Origin of the sequence: Planococcus wigleyi (genome assembly GCF_014836985.1) — a bacterium.
Taxonomy (GTDB): domain Bacteria; phylum Bacillota; class Bacilli; order Bacillales_A; family Planococcaceae; genus Planococcus; species Planococcus notacanthi.
The window spans coordinates 517,514-533,513 of the sequence record NZ_JACSPU010000002.1; the positions used below are offsets into that span (position 1 = coordinate 517,514).

The window sequence follows — 16,000 nt, forward strand, 5'->3', positions numbered from 1 at the left end:
GCCTTTTTTTAGGGTTGTATTTGTTCCAATAACTGAAGTAGTTCTTCCAAATGCTGAATTTCGTATGTCGGGATGATGGATTCATGTGGAGCTTTCTCTTCACGGTTAATCCAAACTGAGCGAATACCGGCTTTTTCAGCACCGATGATGTCGGTCATGAGATTATCTCCGACCATCAGCACTTCATCGGCGGAAAGGCCGAATTTTGATAAGGCATGATGGAAGATGTCAGGATCTGGTTTGCCTTTTCCGAACGCGCCCGAGATGATGATGTGGTCAAAGAAAGGAGCTATTTCCGGTGTGATTTCAAGTTTAATCTGCTGCAGGCTTGGCGACCCGTTGGTCAACAACAACAATTCATAACGGCCTTTTAAATCTTCCAATACTTTTAAACTTTCCTCGTAAAGGATAGGGTTTCTTTTGCGTGCTTCCGGGAAGTACTCAGCAAGCTGGCTGCCGATATCTGGATTGTCGATGCCGATTTTTTTCAATCCAACTGTCCAAGATTCCCGGCGGTAAGCCGGAACAATGGCTTTCATCTGCTGGAAATCAGATCCTTCATCATCGAAAGTGCCCCATAAGCCTTCGAAAGGGTTAATGCCGATCATTTTGGTGAAGTCGTATGTATTATATCCTGCATAGAGTTCAGTTGCCGCAGCTCTTACCGCTTCTTCCAAGCCGGAACAGTCCTGGCCGGTTAATTCTTCAGCTAATCGGCACGTTTCCTGGAATGCTGTTTCAACACTTTTCTTATCCCATAACAAAGTATCATCTAAATCAAAAAAAATCGCTTTGACCATCGGTATGTGCTCCTCCTGACAATATCTTTACTTTGCTCTAGTGTACTGGAAAAAGGGATAAAAACATAGGGAGTTCAGAGTTCTGTCACTGAAAATAACAGGGAGCAGGTGATATGATATGGGCAAGGAGTGAATACAATGACGCTAAGCAATTCGACAATGCTTTTGCTGGAAGAAGCCACTGAGTTTATAGAGATTTGTTACGATGAATTAGGGAAAAGCGAAGATCAGAAAGCCGAAAGACTGCTTGAAATCAAAACGGAAATCGAACGGACAGGAATTTACACCCACAGCTTTGAAGAATTGGAACATGGTGCACGCATGGCCTGGCGCAATAATAACCGCTGTATCGGCCGATTGTTCTGGAATTCACTGACGGTATTTGATGAACGGCATCAAACGACGGCTGAAGGAATTTTTAACGCTTTAGTTCAGCACATCGACTTTGCCGCGAATGACGGCAAAATCCGTCCTGCTATCACGGTATTTCGCGCGGCGCCGAAAAATGAAGATTCAATGCGTTTGTGGAACCATCAATTGATCCGATATGCTGGTTACGAAACTGCGGATGGCGTCATCGGCGATTCCAGTTCAGTAGAATTTACCAAACGGTGCGAGGAACTTGGCTGGAAGGGGGCTGGAACTGCTTTCGACATTTTGCCTTTGGTTATTCAGGTTCCAGGCGAAGAGCCTTTTCTAAAAGATATCCCGGAACAGTCAATTACCGAAGTCGAAATCAGACATCCTGAAATTCCAGAGTTCTCACAGTTAGGCATCAAATGGTATGGGGTCCCAATTATTTCCGATATGTTGTTGGAAATTGGCGGGATTGAATACAAGATGGCCCCTTTCAACGGCTGGTACATGGGTACGGAAATCGGCGCCAGAAATCTGGCGGATGAAGACCGGTATAATTTTCTGCCCGCTGTAGCGGAATTGATGGGGTTGAATACCCAATCGAATCGCTCCTTATGGAAGGACAAAGCGTTAGTCGAATTGAACATCGCTGTCCTGGAATCATTCCAGGAGGCAGGAGTGACCATCGTTGATCACCATACAGCAGCTAAACAGTTCAAGAACTTCGAAAAAAAAGAAGAAATGGAAGGGCGGGACGTCACTGGAAACTGGGCATGGCTGATTCCGCCGATGTCTCCAGCCACTACTCATATCTTCCACAAGCCTTATAAGAATAACCTGGTCAAGCCAAATTACTTCCATCAAAAAGCTTCCTATCACTCGTAAGGAGAGGATTCTGATGAAAGAGTTTAAAGTAACTTATTTTTTTGATGAAGAGCATTATATTCGCCGTTTTATTCATGTGGAATCACAGGAGAAAGCAGAAAAACTGGTGCAAAGCGAACGCGATCAGTACGTTTCTTTCCATGACAGCCGCGGAATCTACCACGAATTGAATACACGGAATGTCCGGGTCATCCAGATTTCTGAATACCATCGGACGGATAAAGTATAAAAGAAGCGGTGTTGCCTTAAAAGGCAGCGCTGCTTTTTCGTGGCTGAACGCCAATAAATTTTTAAATGCCTATAAGCCGACAACGCGAGTGCCTAGAGACAAATAAGCCCCCTTGCCGGCTTGACAAAGAGGCTATTCTATGAAATAAACGGAGTTCTTCGATCATTTTGGTAGTTCCGTGCCTTTGATTCGAAGCATTCGATTAGATGAAAACTGTGGTTTTTGACTGCAAAATACGTTACATCTAAAAGATTTGTACTATAATAGTACATAGTGAATATCATTCTGAAGGAAACTTTACAGAGAGAAGGAAATTTAATGGGACGCAAATGGAATAATATCAAAGAAAAAAAAGCATCTAAAGATGCTAACACAAGCCGAATCTACGCAAAATTCGGGCGTGAAATATATGTAGCTGCCAAACAAGGCGAGCCGGATCCAGAATCGAACCAGGCATTGAAAGTGGTGTTGGAACGCGCGAAGACTTACAGCATTCCAAGAGCGATTATTGACCGGGCAGTCGAAAAAGCCAAGGGCGGATCTGAAGAAAGTTACGATGAATTGCGTTACGAAGGTTTCGGTCCAAATGGTTCTATGGTGATCGTGGATACCTTGACCAATAACGTCAACCGCACAGCTTCGGATGTCCGTGCAGCGTTCGGAAAAAATGGCGGCAACATGGGCGTCAGCGGATCTGTTGCCTACATGTTTGACCATACGGCGGTATTCGGCATCGAAGGCAAGACAGCTGACGAAGTGCTTGAGCTGATGATGGAGGCGGACATCGACGTACGTGACATCATGGAAGAAGAAGACGGCGTAATCGTGTACGCGGAGCCGGATCAATTCCATATGGTGCAGGAAGCATTTAAAAGTGCCGGCATTACTGAATTTACAGTAGCGGAATTGACGATGCTTGCACAAAATGAATTGCCGTTGCCGGCAGATGCGCAAGAGCAATTCGAGAAAATGATTGATGCGATTGAGGATCTGGAAGATGTACAGCAGGTCTATCACAATGTGGACTTAGGCGAATAAAACCAAGAGGCGCTTTGATGAACTCAAAGCGTCTCTTTTTATGTAAAAAATTCTGATAATTAAAAATTTGACTTGTAATTCAAAAAAAGAATGACTATACTAACTTTGAATCGTTAGTTGAATTATTTAGTTTATTCATGAAAGTGCTTTCATTTTGGAGGGAGAAGTAAACATGTTTTTAGAGACGCTTAAAAATGAAGAGGCAAGAATTTAGAAAATACATTAAAAATTGGAGGAAAAACAAATGCTGAAAGAATTATCACCGAAAGCTGAAGAACTACGAGGGAAATTACTGAAATTCATGGATGATTATGTTTATCCGAACGAAGCGACTGTCGAAAAGTATCTGCAGGAAGCAGAAGACCGCTGGACAATTCCACCGATTATCGAAGAGCTCAAAGAAAAAGCGAAAGAACAGGGCTTATGGAATTTATTCTTAGACCATCCCGAATACGGAGCGGGGTTGTCGAATTACGATTACTCGCATCTATGCGAAATTATGGGACGTTCCCTGATTGCACCGGAACTGTTTAATTGCAACGCACCGGATACCGGCAATATGGAGGTCTTCGTCAAATATGGAACGGAAGAACAGAAAAAACAATGGCTGGAGCCTTTGCTGCGCGGGGAAATCCGTTCTTGCTTCTCGATGACCGAACCGGCTGTCGCTTCTTCAGATGCCACCAACATCCAAAGCAGCATCGTTCGTGACGGTGATGAATATGTCATCAATGCGAAAAAATGGTGGACTACCGGCGCTATGGATCCTCGCTGCAAAATTGCCATTGTTATGGGGAAAACAGATCCAAATGCAGCGAAGCATCAGCAACAGTCGATGATTCTCGTACCTTTTGATCTACCGGGAGTGGAAATTATCCGTCCGTTGACAGTCTTCGGTTATGATGATGCGCCGCAGGGCCATGCCGAAGTCCACTACACCAATGTACGTGTACCAGCATCGAATATGCTTTTGGGTGAAGGACGTGGGTTTGAAATTGCACAGGGCCGTCTTGGGCCAGGGCGCATCCATCATTGTATGCGTGCCATTGGAGCAGCCGAGCGGGCACTTGAGCTATTGTGCAAACGCGCCGATAGCAGAGTAGCATTCGGTTCAACATTGGCAGAAAAAGATGTTATCAAAGAAATTATTGCTGAAAGCCGAATCGAAATTGAACAGGCGCGTCTGTTGACCTTGCATGCGGCCCATAAAATTGATATGGAAGGCGCTAAGGCAGCGCGTAAAGAAATCGCCATGATCAAGATTGCAGCACCGCGTGTATCATTGAATGTCATCGATCGTGCCATGCAGGTATTTGGTGGAGCCGGCTTAACGGAAGACTTCCCGCTTGCAGCCCATTATGCCAATGCACGGACGCTCCGTCTGGTTGACGGTCCTGACCAAGTTCATTTACGCGATGTTGGTCGTCTCGAACTGTCTGAACAATTAAGAGAAAGTTCAAATGTGAAGTAGAGAACGGATATCACATAAAAAAGAAGAAAATTATTTCACCAACATGGAGGAGATGGTGGATATGAGTCTCCGAGAAAAAAAGGCAGCAAGAAAGAAAGAGGACATACTTCGGTCTGCTAGCCTGGTTATTGCTCGAAACGGATATCAAAATGCAACGATGGAAGATATTGCTGCCGAGTTGCTTATGACGAAAGGATCTCTTTATTACTACTTTAAAAATAAAGAAGAACTTCTATATGAATGTCATGAACTGATATTGTCAGGTGCGATGGAGAGATTAGAAGCACTTTTTCTTGAAAATCTGTCTTCTAAAGAAAAAATGCAGAAAGCCATTAAAATACATGTGGATCTTGTAATTAAGGAAAAAGAAGTTTTTAATCTGATCGGCAAACCGGAACAAATATTTTCTGAAGAGAATATTTGGAAAGTCCTTCAAAAACGGGATGAATATGCTGGCATTTTTGACAAAATAATTAATGAAGGAGTCGCTGAAGGTGAGTTTGTCATTCACCAGAAGAAAATGGCACGGATGATTATTTTGGGGGCCGCTAACTGGGTTCAGGTCTGGTATTCACCGGAAGGGAAATACACAAAAGAAGAAGTAGAAGAAATTTATGCAGAATATTTATTGAAAATACTCATGTAAAGAGTAGAAAACAAAAGAAATAAGATAAGTCAGAAAAACAAAGCGTCCGAGTGGATGATTTGAATTGGAATCTGTAGTACTTGCACAAGTGAATGCAGACTTTAACGTCGAAGTGCCCTCTTTAGAGTATGACTGTCCTAATCTTGGAATGGATGGTTGGAACCTTTTCTGATTCCATGATTTAAATATTTGTTCTTGCTTAAACACTCTAAAGAGTTCTTGCGGCGCATTATTAAATAGAAAATATATTTGTAACAAACAGAGTGGAAACGGTGGAAGGGGAAGTTGGAATATGAACAATGTCTACTTAATAGATGGAGCAAGAACGGCTTTTGGAGGATTTGGCGGATCATTCGCCAATACGGATGCTACCGAACTGGGAGCAGCGACGGCAGTTGAGGCTTTGAAGCGGTCGAACGTTAAAGCGGAGGACATCAACCATGTTTTTTATGGAAATGTCATCCATTCCAGTTTGAATGCCGCGTATATTGCTCGCCACATCGGATTGAAAGCGGGTGTACCGAAAGAGGTGCCAGCGTTGACCTTGAATCGTTTATGCGGCTCAGGCGCTCAAGCGGTCGTAACAGCAGCACAGCATATTTTGTTGGGAGAAGCTGATTTGGTATTGGCTGGAGGGGCCGAGAATATGTCGATGTCGCCATACTCCAGTTTTGACCAGCGTTTCAGCAAGTCAAAAATGGGCAATCTGCAATTCGATGACATGCTGACTGCAACGTTGACGGATCAGTATACAGGAAGCGGCATGGGAATGACCGCAGAAAAATTGGCAAAACAATACGATATTTCTCGCGAAGACCAGGATGCATTTGCGGTGGAATCCAATCAAAAAGCTGCCCGGGCGACTGAATCCGGTGCATTTGCAGAACAGATCGTCGGCGTGGAAGTGAAGACGCGAAAAGGAATGCTCTTGGTCGATAAAGACGAGCACATCAAACCGGATGCCAATCAGGAAGCGTTATCGAAACTGCGTCCATCTTTCAAGAAAGATGGGACAGTCACAGCTGGCAATGCTTCAGGAATAAATGACGGAGCGGCCTCGCTCGTCGTGGCGAGCGAGGAAGCGGTAAATAGGCATGGCCTAAAGCCAATGGCACGAATTGTTTCCTGGGGAGTAGTCGGGGTGGATCCGACCATTATGGGCATCGGACCTGTACCTGCCATCAAGCAAGCCTTGGAGCGGGCGGAACTGACGCTTGACGATATCGACTTGTTTGAACTCAATGAGGCGTTTGCCGCGCAATATTTGGCGGTGGAAAAAGAACTCGGTCTGGACCGTGATAAGGTTAATGTTAACGGAGGCGCGATTGCGTTAGGACATCCGGTAGGTGCGAGCGGTGCACGGGTCTTATTGTCGCTTGCCTATGAGCTGAAGCGCCGCGGAGGCAAATACGGAGTAGCCAGCCTATGTATCGGCGGCGGCCAAGGGATTGCGGTGGTGATTGAACATGCTTAAGCTGCCGGTTATCGTGGCGCCGATGTTTTTGGTGTCAACACCCAAAATGGTTATTGAAGCATCGAATGCAGGAGTGATCGGCTCTTTTCCACTGCTTAATGCACGTCCTGTCGAGACTTGTGCTGAATGGCTGAAAGAAGTGAAAGAATCCCTCGGAGACAAGCCTTGGGCAGTCAATTTCATTTGCCATCGCGGTTCAAATAAACGATATGAAGAGGATTTTGAGCTGATTCGCCAGTATGAACCGCCGATCGTCATCACGTCTCTCGGATCTCCAGCCGATGTTATCGAAATCGTCCACGCATATGGAGGGCTGGTTTATTCGGATGTCGCCAATATTCGGCATGCGAAAAAAGCGGCTTCCAGTGGAGTGGATGGCCTGATTCTTGTATGCGCAGGAGCTGGAGGACATGGAGGCACGATCAATCCATTCGCTTTTATTGCGGCAGTGAAAAAATTCTATACCGGAACGATTATTTTATCCGGGTCTTTATCTACAGGAGCGGATGTCGCTGCGGCTAAATTAATGGGAGCCGATTACGCCTATATGGGTACGCGATTCCTGGCAGCGGAAGAAAGCAGTGCGCCGGAAGATTATAAGCAGATGGTCATCAATTCATCAGTGGAAGATGTTCTCTATACCGATTCCTTCAGCGGTGTGCCGGTCAACGTATTGATTCCGAGCTTAATCAAACAAGGAATCGATCCGAAAACCTTGAAGCCAAAAGATGAGATCGATTTGTCGCACCTTGTCAACGCCAAGGCTTGGCGGGATATCTGGTCAGCGGGCCATGGTGTCACGACCATCACTAAACGGGAAACGACGAAGGAAATTGTGGATCAATTGCTTGCTGAATACGAGGAAGGGGTGGCTGAGCTTGTACGAAACAATTAAAACAGATCTTGAGGACGGAATCCTTACTTTAACCTTGAACCGTCCGGACAAAATGAACGCCTATACGGAACAGATGAACGAAGAGCTGCTGCAATTCTATAAGGAAGTAAATAATGATGATAACGTGCGCGTCATTGTGGTAACGGGAAGCGGCCGGGCCTTTTGTGCCGGTATGGACTTGTCCGAAGGGGGATCCACTTTCTCTTCCGAACAATCTTCCGAAGACTATAGGGACCTTGGCGGCCAGGTGAGCCTGGAGGTATACAAAGTCAACAAGCCGATCATTGCTGCCATCAATGGTCCGGCTGTCGGCATTGGGATGACCATGACGCTGCCCATGGATATCCGGATCGTCAAAAAAGATACCAAAATCGGTTTTGTTTTCGGCCGCCGCGGCATCGGTCCGGAAGCCGGATCCGGCTGGTTTCTGCCGCGTGTTGTAGGAATCGGCAAAGCACTCGAATGGACCCTCACCGGACGTTACATCCCGACTGCCGAAGCGGTTGAAACGGGATTGATGCAATATGAATCGGAAGATCCATTGGCGAAGGCTTATGAGATTGCTCGGGACATCGTAGAAAATACAGCCGCAACCTCCAATAGTTTTACCCGCCAGCTGTTGTGGAAAATGCTCGGGCAGGAGCACCCGCTTGAGTCTCATTTGATCGAATCGAAATTCCTGCACTGGGCGGGACAAAATGCGGATGCCGATGAAGGAATTCAGGCATTCGTCGATAAGCGAAAAGCGGAATTTCCGATGAAAGCCAGTGAACTGCCGGATTTTTTCAGCGAGCATAAGTAAAGCATTAATTACGCAAAGGCTGGATTCAACGTCACAAAAGTGGCGATTGGATCCAGCCTTTTCAGTTAACCAGATGAACGCCCTCTAACAAGCAGTATATTTTACAATATATACCCCGGGTGGTATATTGATATCAATAAATGACTGAAAGGAATTGATGATATGCTATTGAGATATTTCTATGATGAAAATTTAGCGCATGCTTCATATGTAGTCGGCTGCCAAGCAACAGGGGAAGCGGTAGTGATAGATCCAATGCGCAATATGACTGCTTATGAAGAGCTTGCTGCGAAAGAAAACTTGAATATTGTTGGTGCTTTGGAAACGCATATCCATGCTGACTTTGTTTCAGGGGCGCGTGAATTGGCGAACCGCTTTGGAGCTGTCCTCTACTTATCTGATGAAGGTGACGCAGATTGGAAATATGAGAATCTCGAATATATCAATCATCAATTATTGAAAGATGGGGACCAGTTCAAGATAGGGAATTTGGTGTTTGACGTGATGCACACACCTGGACATACACCAGAAAGTATTTCCTTTTTATTGACGGACCGTGGCGGCTCGGCAGATAAAGCGATGGGGATTTTCACCGGTGACTTTGTATTTGTTGGTGATGTAGGAAGACCGGACCTGTTGGAAAAAGCGGCAGGTATGCAAGGGACTTCTGAAGCAGGCGCAAAAGAGCTGTTCAAGTCACTTGAGCGCTTTAAAAAGTTGCCCGATTATCTTCAAGTATGGCCAGCTCATGGAGCGGGAAGTGCTTGCGGAAAAGCGCTTGGTGCTGTGCCTTCAACTACAGTCGGCTATGAAAAGTTGTTTAACTGGGCCTTGCAATATGATGATGCCTTGGCATTTCAAAAAGAATTATTGGATGGCCAGCCCGAACCGCCTTCCTATTTTGCTGTTATGAAAGCAGTGAATAAAACCGGCTTAGAATTGGTGAAGGAACTTTCTGAACCTGCAGAAATAGATTCGATAGAGGAACTGGAAAGTTTGATTGCAGAAGGGCATCAGGTTTTGGATTTGCGCCCGGCTTCTTCATTCAGCAAAGGTTATATTCCCGGATCCATCAATATTCCATTCAATAAATCATTCGCCAATTGGGCCGGCTGGATCGTAGACTATAAAAAGCCGCTCTATCTTTTGTTGGATCCGGAATCAATGGGTCCGGTGCTTGAAGTTCTGCATTCAATCGGTATTGACGATATAGCAGGCTATACAGATGTTTCAAAAGCGCTGAATGAGGCTGCAAAGCTGGATTCATATGAGAATGTAACACCGGAGCAGGCGAGGAAACTGATTGAAGCAAAGGAAGGCTATGTGCTTGATGTACGCAGCCAAACTGAGTATGATGAAGGACATATTAACGGGGCTGACCATATTATGGTCGGTACGTTAAAAAACCGGCTGGACGAAGTCGATCCGAATAAAACCGTTATCGTCCAATGCCAGGCAGGTGCACGTTCAGCCATTGCAGCAAGCCTTCTTAAAGCGAGTGGCTTTGAGAACCTCGTTAATCTGACTGGTGGTTACGAGAAGTGGAAAGAAGAAATATCAGTTTAAGGTTCTTGAAGATTGAAAGGAAAGTAAAGTGGATTTGATTCCAATTGCTGAATTGGAAACAAGGATTTTTTATAGAAGAAGGAGTAATGAAATGGTCACAAGTTTAATGTTGATTGGCGTCCCGGTTTTCCTGACAGCCTATGGCGTTTATAAAAGAACTGTTCCTGTTCACGGAGTAGCGCATGAGGCTCTGGGCCAAGTTGATAGTGAAGTTTATACCTTGCTCGATGTTCGTGCCTATAATGTCTCTTATAAAGAGCCGCTTCCAGAAGCCTTTAATTTGCCGATTTCGTATTTTACAAGAGGATATAAGGAAATACCGAACAAACCAATCCACTTGTTTGCAGAAAATCAGTCGGAAAAAAACCTGGCAATCCGCCTGCTCCATCAAAAAGGTTTTCAAGTGGCAAGCTATAGCTTGATGGGAGAAAATAACGAAGATAAAATGCATACCGCTTGTTGTTAACCAAAAGCCTGTATAAATGGTTCGCCATTTATACAGGCTTTTTTCTTATTTTAAAATAGTTAATTTATTTTGAAGATACTGTAGATTCGGCGAATTACTTAAAAGTTGTCATGAATATACACTTTCCTATAAAATGTTTTTATGTCTAGAAACGAAAGAGGGAAATGAATGAAAAAACCTGGATTAACGGCAAAAGTACTGAGCGGACTTGTCTTAGGTGCACTTGTTGGTTTACTGATCAACTTATTCGCACCTGACTCCTTTGAAGCGTTGAATACATATTTATTTGTGCCGCTTGGCCAAATATTCTTAAGTTTGATTAAAATGTTGGTCGTTCCACTTGTGTTATTTTCTATCATTCTTGGAACCGCTGGACTTGGCGATCCTGCTAAGTTAGGAAGAATTGGTATTAAGACTGTTGGTTATTTTTTAATTACTACAACAATTGCTATCGTTATTGGCTTAGCGCTTGCAGCTGTGGTCCAGCCTGGATTGGCTGGGGATTTTGATTTATCCAGTGCTTCTTTTGAAACAGAAGAAGCCCCATCTGTTGGAGAGACGTTATTGGCAATGATTCCTGATAACCCGATTGCGGCTCTGGGAGAAGGCAATATGCTGCAAATTATTGTATTTGCTGTCTTTATCGGTTTGGCGTTGACGGCTCTTGGTGAAAAAACGAAAGGTCTTGTCCATTTATTCGAACAGGGCAATGACGTCATGATGTATTTGGTAGGCATCGTTATGAAATTTGCTCCGTATGGTACATTTGGCTTGATTGCCACGGCTGTAGGGTCTCAAGGATTCTCAGCAATGAAAGCCATGGGATCTTATATGCTGGTCATTCTAGCAGCTCTCTTTGTCCATGCAATTTTCACTTACGGAGGAACCATCAAGTTTTTGGCGAAGAAAAGCCCAATTTGGTTCTTTAAGAGCTTCGCACCTGCAATGAGTGTAGGATTCAGTACGTCAAGCAGTACGGCGACTTTGCCGATTTCAATGGAAGTGGCACAGGAAAAACTAGGTGTGCCGAAATCCGTCAGTTCTTTTGTGCAGCCTCTAGGTGCCACGATCAACATGGACGGTACAGCAATTATGCAAGGTGTTGCAACAATGTTCATCGCCCAAGCATATGGCATTGATTTATCAGCGATGGATATGGTAACGGTCGTGCTGACAGCTGTTTTAGCAAGTATCGGTACAGCGGGCGTTCCAGGCGTAGGCTTGATTATGCTGGCCATGGTATTGAGCAGTGTCGGTTTGCCTCCTGAAGGCATCGGCCTGGTTATCGGAATCGACCGTCTGTTGGATATGACACGGACGGCGGTTAATATTTCAGGTGATGCTGCATGTGCGGTTTATGTAGCAGAAACTGAGAAAAACAGAGATTTGCGTATGGAAAATATGAATGCTTAAAAAAACGGGTTCCCTTTAACTTAAGGGAACTTTTTTTATAGAAATGAAAGAAAAAATCGTATTTACGGCTTATTTTAGGTTCAAAAGACTATCGTAACTGGTAAATGTTCACATTGACAGATGAGAGGGTGCATTATATATTATGTGTAACCGGTTACACATTGCAGGAGAAACGGAGTCGTTTTAAATGACCACTATTAAGGATGTAGCAAAAAAAGCAGGGGTCTCTGTGGCGACGGTTTCCAGGTTCTTAAATGACAGCGGGTACGTCAGTGCAGATGCGGCAAAAGCGGTAACGGCTGCAGTAGACGAACTTAAATATGAATTAAATCCCGTTGCACGTTCTCTCAATACGAAAAAATCGAATTTGATCGGATTGATTTTGCCGGATATCACAAATCCATTTTTTCCGGAACTTGCACGTGCAGTTGAAGATGTTGCATTGACATATGGTTACACCGTCGTATTATGCAACTCAGATGAAAATCCTGAAAAAGAAAAGAACTATATTGAAACATTAAAGAAAAAATATATTGCAGGATTTATCGTGACTTCCAATCAGTTGGATGCACCGCATTATGCCAATGCCAATGTGCCGATTGTAGCACTTGACCGTGCAATCAACGATAAGATACCTGTCGTTTCCTCGAATAACAAGGAAGGTGCAGTCATTGGCACCAATGCGCTTCTCGAAAGAGGATGCCGGAATGTCCTTTTCTTAAGAGGTCCTGAAGAATTGAACCCGGCCAATGACCGCTACGATGGCTTCATGGAAGCGATTCGGCAATCAGACGCGGATTACCAGGTAGTGACCTGCCCATTCCATTTTGCAGATTCACAAAAAGTGGTGGAACAGGCATTGCAGGATAATCCATCCATCGACGGCATCTTTGCCAGTAGTGATGTGTCAGCTGCGGGGGCTTTAAAGGCCGCAGGTACGATCGGAAGGCAAGTGCCTGATGATCTGCAGATTGTTGGCTTTGACGGCGTGGCGATGGGTGAGATGCTGTCTCCGGGATTGACCACTGTCGCACAGGATGTTTATAAGATGGGCGCAGTTGCAACCCGGGTCCTGATCAAACAAATTGAGAATAAGAAAATTGAACAGAGTTTTTATGAAGTTCCCGTGAAATTAGTGATTCGTGGAACAACAAGGAGTGTAGCGGAATGATTACAGTAGTCGGAAGCATCAATATGGATTTGGTCGTCCAAACCGATCGTTTTCCAAAGCAGGGCGAAACAGCTTTGGGAAATCTATACAAAACAGTCCCTGGAGGCAAAGGAGCCAATCAAGCAGTGGCAGCGGCAAGGCTGGGAAGCGATGTCCACATGATCGGAGCAGTTGGGCAAGATGCATTTGGAACTGAGCTGCTGACCGGATTGGAGACCGAGGGGATTCAAGTCCAAGGGGTCAAACGGATCAATGGGGCAAGCGGAATTGCCAACATCCTGCTATCGGAAGGAGATAACCGCATTATTGTCGTGCCAGGTGCGAATTATAGCGTGACAACTGGAGAAATTGAGGGATTCACGAAGCAATTGGCAGCCAGCGATTTGGTGATGATGCAATTGGAAATGCCGATTCCAGTCATTCAACGGACCTTGGAAATCTGCCATGAGAACGGTGTTCCGACTATTTTGAACCCGGCGCCGGCAAGCGGATTTACCGCTGACTTTTTGCCCTATTGTACGTACTTAACGCCAAATGAAACCGAAGCGGAAGAGATTTTTGGCGGCAATTGGGAGCAGGCCTTGGAGGAGTATCCAAACCGTCTTGTAGTGACGCTTGGACAAAAAGGCGCCCAATTTTTCGACGGAGAAAAGCATGTTATTGTCGAAGGATTTCCTACCGAAGCGGTAGATACAACCGGAGCAGGCGATACATTCAACGGAGCATTGGCTGCTGCAATAGCGGAAGGCCAAGATTTCGAACAAGCTGTTCGCTTTGCCAATGCCGCCGCTTCCTTATCTGTAGAAAAATTCGGTGCGCAAGGCGGTATGCCTGAACGGGATGCAGTCCTTGGACGGATGGGCGGTGCCCGCTCATGAAAAAACATGGCATCATCAACCGTGACATAGCGTCAGCTTTGGCTGCTTTCGGCCATACGGACCTGTTGGTCATAGGCGACTGCGGTTTACCGATTCCGAAGGGCGTTCCGTGCGTTGATTTGTCCTATAGAATAGGCGACCCTGCGTTTTTGACCATCCTGGATGCAGTCCTGGATGACTTTGAAGCAGAAGCAGCGTTTATTGCCCAGGAAATAACCAAAGGCAACCCTGAAGTAGAAAATGAAATTCTAAAGAAAATGAAGGCAGACTATATAACACATGAAGAGCTGAAAGATCTCAGCAAACAGGCGAAATTGATTATCCGCACTGGAGAAGCGACACCTTACGCTAATATTGTCCTTCGCTCCGGCGTCATCTTTTAAAGAAGGCAGGTGAACACCATGATTAACATGACTGATATTTCGAAGTCATTCAGCGGCAATAAAGTTTTGAAAAATGTGCACTTCACATTGGAAAAAGGTGAAATCCATGCACTTATGGGTGAAAACGGTGCTGGGAAATCGACTTTAATGAAAATTATGTCTGGCATTTATACGCGGGATTCTGGAACCGTTGAAGTAAAAGGAGAACAGGTCAACTTTACTTCCCCCAAGCAAGCGGAAGAAGCAGGGATTGCAGTTATCCACCAGGAACTGAACATCCTGCCTCATCTGTCAATCGCTGATAACTTATTTCTTGGGCGCGAAGAGACGATTGGCCGCACCGGAATTTTGAAAACCAAGCAGATGGAAAAAAAGACACGCCAAATTCTTGGGGATCTTGGCTTGGATATCAATCCTTCGGACCCTGCCAGTACGTTATCAGTGGGCAAGCAGCAAATCGTTGAAATTGCCAAAGCATTGTCAGTGGATGCGGAAGTGATCATCATGGACGAACCGACTGCGGCATTGACGGATCGGGAAATTGACAGCTTGTTCAAGACCATACGTGAACTACAGAAGCGCGGTGTATCTTTCATCTATATTTCTCACCGGATGGAGGAGATTTTCTCACTGTGTGACCGGATCACCATTTTGCGGGACGGGGAATTTGTGGGGGAACGGAAAATCAGTGAAACTTCTTTTGATGAAATTGTGCAAATGATGGTAGGACGTGAATTGGGGGAGCGTTTCCCTGAACGGAATTCGGAGATTGGTGAAGTAAAACTTTCTGTCAAAGGTTTGAAGCGAAAAGATTGCTTTGAAGATATTTCGTTTGAACTCCGGAGAGGCGAAGTGTTGTCGATTGCCGGACTCATGGGTGCAGGGCGTACAGAAGTGGCGCAATCGCTGTTTGGCTATAAAAAGTTGGATGGAGGCACCATTGAATTTGACGGCAAGCAAGTTAAAATCGATACACCGAGAAAAGCCAAGGAAATGGGCATCGGGTATGTAACGGAAGACCGGAAATCAGAAGGGCTCGTTGTGGACTTTTCAGTAGAGGAAAATGTCAGCATGACCAATTTTGCGGCTATTTCCAAAAACGGCCTGATTTCCAAAGACAAAGAGCGCAAGCTTTACGACACGATGGTTAAACGCCTCGGAATCCGGACATCAGGTCCAGATCAGGCAGCTAAGTCTTTGAGCGGCGGCAATCAGCAAAAAGTAGTCATCGCAAAATGGCTTGGTATTGAACCGAAACTGTTGATTTTGGATGAGCCGACGCGCGGTGTTGACGTTGGAGCGAAAAAAGAAATTTATTCGATCATCAATGAACTGGCTGAACGCGGTGTTGCCATTCTGATGATTTCTTCGGAATTGCCGGAAGTGATCGGTATGGCTGATCGGGTTCTAGTGATGCACGAAGGCAAAATTACAGCAGATTTACCGAAACAGGAAATGACACAGGAACGAATTATGCATTTTGCAACAGGAGGTGGAAAACTTGCAGTTGAAGACCAATAACCAAT

At 45.1% G+C, this 16,000-nt stretch carries 16 protein-coding genes; 15 read left to right on the top strand and 1 reads right to left on the bottom strand.

The window, feature by feature from the left end:
- Positions 1–8 precede the first annotated feature (8 nt).
- Positions 9–800: an HAD family hydrolase gene (locus H9630_RS08135; protein WP_191714990.1), complete on the bottom strand. Its 792-nt coding sequence runs from the start codon at positions 798–800 to the stop codon at positions 9–11.
- Positions 801–938: 138 nt separating this feature from the next.
- Between H9630_RS08135 and H9630_RS08140 the strand changes: the two genes are divergently transcribed.
- The 15 genes from H9630_RS08140 (at position 939) to H9630_RS08210 (ending at position 15,995) form a co-directional block, all read left to right on the top strand.
- The gene (locus H9630_RS08140) at positions 939–2,042 is read left to right on the top strand and encodes a nitric oxide synthase oxygenase (protein WP_191714991.1); all 1,104 of its coding nucleotides are present in this window, start codon (positions 939–941) and stop codon (positions 2,040–2,042) included.
- Positions 2,043–2,055: 13 nt separating this feature from the next.
- Positions 2,056–2,271, top strand: a complete 216-nt coding sequence (locus tag H9630_RS08145; protein ID WP_191714992.1) for a hypothetical protein — start codon at positions 2,056–2,058, stop codon at positions 2,269–2,271.
- Positions 2,272–2,589: 318 nt separating this feature from the next.
- On the top strand, positions 2,590–3,309 hold the full coding sequence (locus H9630_RS08150) for a YebC/PmpR family DNA-binding transcriptional regulator (protein ID WP_191714993.1): 720 nt from the start codon (positions 2,590–2,592) through the stop codon (positions 3,307–3,309).
- A gap of 244 nt (positions 3,310–3,553) precedes the next feature.
- Positions 3,554–4,780 (top strand): acyl-CoA dehydrogenase family protein, encoded by a 1,227-nt coding sequence (locus tag H9630_RS08155; protein ID WP_191714994.1) that lies wholly within the window; start codon positions 3,554–3,556, stop codon positions 4,778–4,780.
- Positions 4,781–4,832: 52 nt separating this feature from the next.
- Positions 4,833–5,426: a TetR/AcrR family transcriptional regulator gene (locus tag H9630_RS08160; RefSeq protein WP_225218430.1), complete on the top strand. Its 594-nt coding sequence runs from the start codon at positions 4,833–4,835 to the stop codon at positions 5,424–5,426.
- 292 nt (positions 5,427–5,718) lie between these two features.
- Complete coding sequence (locus H9630_RS08165) at positions 5,719–6,900, top strand: thiolase family protein (protein ID WP_191714995.1); 1,182 nt, start codon at positions 5,719–5,721, stop codon at positions 6,898–6,900.
- Positions 6,893–7,795 carry an NAD(P)H-dependent flavin oxidoreductase gene (locus tag H9630_RS08170; RefSeq protein WP_191714996.1) on the top strand — a complete coding sequence of 301 codons (903 nt, stop codon included), beginning with the start codon at positions 6,893–6,895 and terminating at the stop codon, positions 7,793–7,795. The genes H9630_RS08165 and H9630_RS08170 overlap by 8 nt, the downstream gene beginning before the upstream one ends.
- Positions 7,779–8,597, top strand: a complete 819-nt coding sequence (locus H9630_RS08175; RefSeq protein ID WP_225218431.1) for an enoyl-CoA hydratase-related protein — start codon at positions 7,779–7,781, stop codon at positions 8,595–8,597. Before H9630_RS08170 ends, H9630_RS08175 begins: the two co-directional genes overlap by 17 nt.
- A 162-nt stretch (positions 8,598–8,759) precedes the next feature.
- Positions 8,760–10,163 carry an MBL fold metallo-hydrolase gene (locus H9630_RS08180; RefSeq protein ID WP_191714998.1) on the top strand — a complete coding sequence of 468 codons (1,404 nt, stop codon included), beginning with the start codon at positions 8,760–8,762 and terminating at the stop codon, positions 10,161–10,163.
- 91 nt (positions 10,164–10,254) lie between these two features.
- Positions 10,255–10,629, top strand: a complete 375-nt coding sequence (locus H9630_RS08185; RefSeq protein ID WP_191714999.1) for a rhodanese-like domain-containing protein — start codon at positions 10,255–10,257, stop codon at positions 10,627–10,629.
- Between the two features lie 168 nt (positions 10,630–10,797).
- Positions 10,798–12,042 carry a dicarboxylate/amino acid:cation symporter gene (locus H9630_RS08190; RefSeq protein WP_191715000.1) on the top strand — a complete coding sequence of 415 codons (1,245 nt, stop codon included), beginning with the start codon at positions 10,798–10,800 and terminating at the stop codon, positions 12,040–12,042.
- Positions 12,043–12,229: 187 nt separating this feature from the next.
- A complete protein-coding gene (locus tag H9630_RS08195) occupies positions 12,230–13,213 on the top strand; it encodes a LacI family DNA-binding transcriptional regulator (RefSeq protein WP_191715001.1) in 984 nt (327 codons plus the stop codon).
- Positions 13,210–14,091, top strand: a complete 882-nt coding sequence (gene rbsK, locus H9630_RS08200) for a ribokinase (RefSeq protein ID WP_191715002.1) — start codon at positions 13,210–13,212, stop codon at positions 14,089–14,091. Before H9630_RS08195 ends, rbsK begins: the two co-directional genes overlap by 4 nt.
- Positions 14,088–14,474, top strand: a complete 387-nt coding sequence (gene rbsD / locus H9630_RS08205; protein ID WP_191715003.1) for a D-ribose pyranase — start codon at positions 14,088–14,090, stop codon at positions 14,472–14,474. The genes rbsK and rbsD overlap by 4 nt, the downstream gene beginning before the upstream one ends.
- Positions 14,475–14,492: 18 nt before the next feature.
- On the top strand, positions 14,493–15,995 hold the full coding sequence (locus H9630_RS08210) for a sugar ABC transporter ATP-binding protein (RefSeq protein WP_191715004.1): 1,503 nt from the start codon (positions 14,493–14,495) through the stop codon (positions 15,993–15,995).
- Positions 15,996–16,000: the final 5 nt, after the last annotated feature.

Excerpts from the sequence above, each read along its gene's own strand:
- rbsK (WP_191715002.1), top strand. The coding sequence starts at position 13,210 with ATGATTACAGTAGTCGGAAGCATCAATATGGATTTGGTCGTCCAAACC.
- H9630_RS08140 (WP_191714991.1), top strand. The coding sequence starts at position 939 with ATGACGCTAAGCAATTCGACAATGCTTTTGCTGGAAGAAGCCACTGAG.
- H9630_RS08165 (WP_191714995.1), top strand. The coding sequence starts at position 5,719 with ATGAACAATGTCTACTTAATAGATGGAGCAAGAACGGCTTTTGGAGGA.
- H9630_RS08170 (WP_191714996.1), top strand. The coding sequence starts at position 6,893 with ATGCTTAAGCTGCCGGTTATCGTGGCGCCGATGTTTTTGGTGTCAACA.
- H9630_RS08150 (WP_191714993.1), top strand. The coding sequence starts at position 2,590 with ATGGGACGCAAATGGAATAATATCAAAGAAAAAAAAGCATCTAAAGAT.
- H9630_RS08145 (WP_191714992.1), top strand. The coding sequence starts at position 2,056 with ATGAAAGAGTTTAAAGTAACTTATTTTTTTGATGAAGAGCATTATATT.
- H9630_RS08195 (WP_191715001.1), top strand. The coding sequence starts at position 12,230 with ATGACCACTATTAAGGATGTAGCAAAAAAAGCAGGGGTCTCTGTGGCG.
- rbsD (WP_191715003.1), top strand. The coding sequence starts at position 14,088 with ATGAAAAAACATGGCATCATCAACCGTGACATAGCGTCAGCTTTGGCT.
- H9630_RS08180 (WP_191714998.1), top strand. The coding sequence starts at position 8,760 with ATGCTATTGAGATATTTCTATGATGAAAATTTAGCGCATGCTTCATAT.
- H9630_RS08155 (WP_191714994.1), top strand. The coding sequence starts at position 3,554 with ATGCTGAAAGAATTATCACCGAAAGCTGAAGAACTACGAGGGAAATTA.
- H9630_RS08210 (WP_191715004.1), top strand. The coding sequence starts at position 14,493 with ATGATTAACATGACTGATATTTCGAAGTCATTCAGCGGCAATAAAGTT.
- H9630_RS08135 (WP_191714990.1), bottom strand. The coding sequence starts at position 800 with ATGGTCAAAGCGATTTTTTTTGATTTAGATGATACTTTGTTATGGGAT.
- H9630_RS08190 (WP_191715000.1), top strand. The coding sequence starts at position 10,798 with ATGAAAAAACCTGGATTAACGGCAAAAGTACTGAGCGGACTTGTCTTA.
- H9630_RS08185 (WP_191714999.1), top strand. The coding sequence starts at position 10,255 with ATGGTCACAAGTTTAATGTTGATTGGCGTCCCGGTTTTCCTGACAGCC.
- H9630_RS08160 (WP_225218430.1), top strand. The coding sequence starts at position 4,833 with ATGGTGGATATGAGTCTCCGAGAAAAAAAGGCAGCAAGAAAGAAAGAG.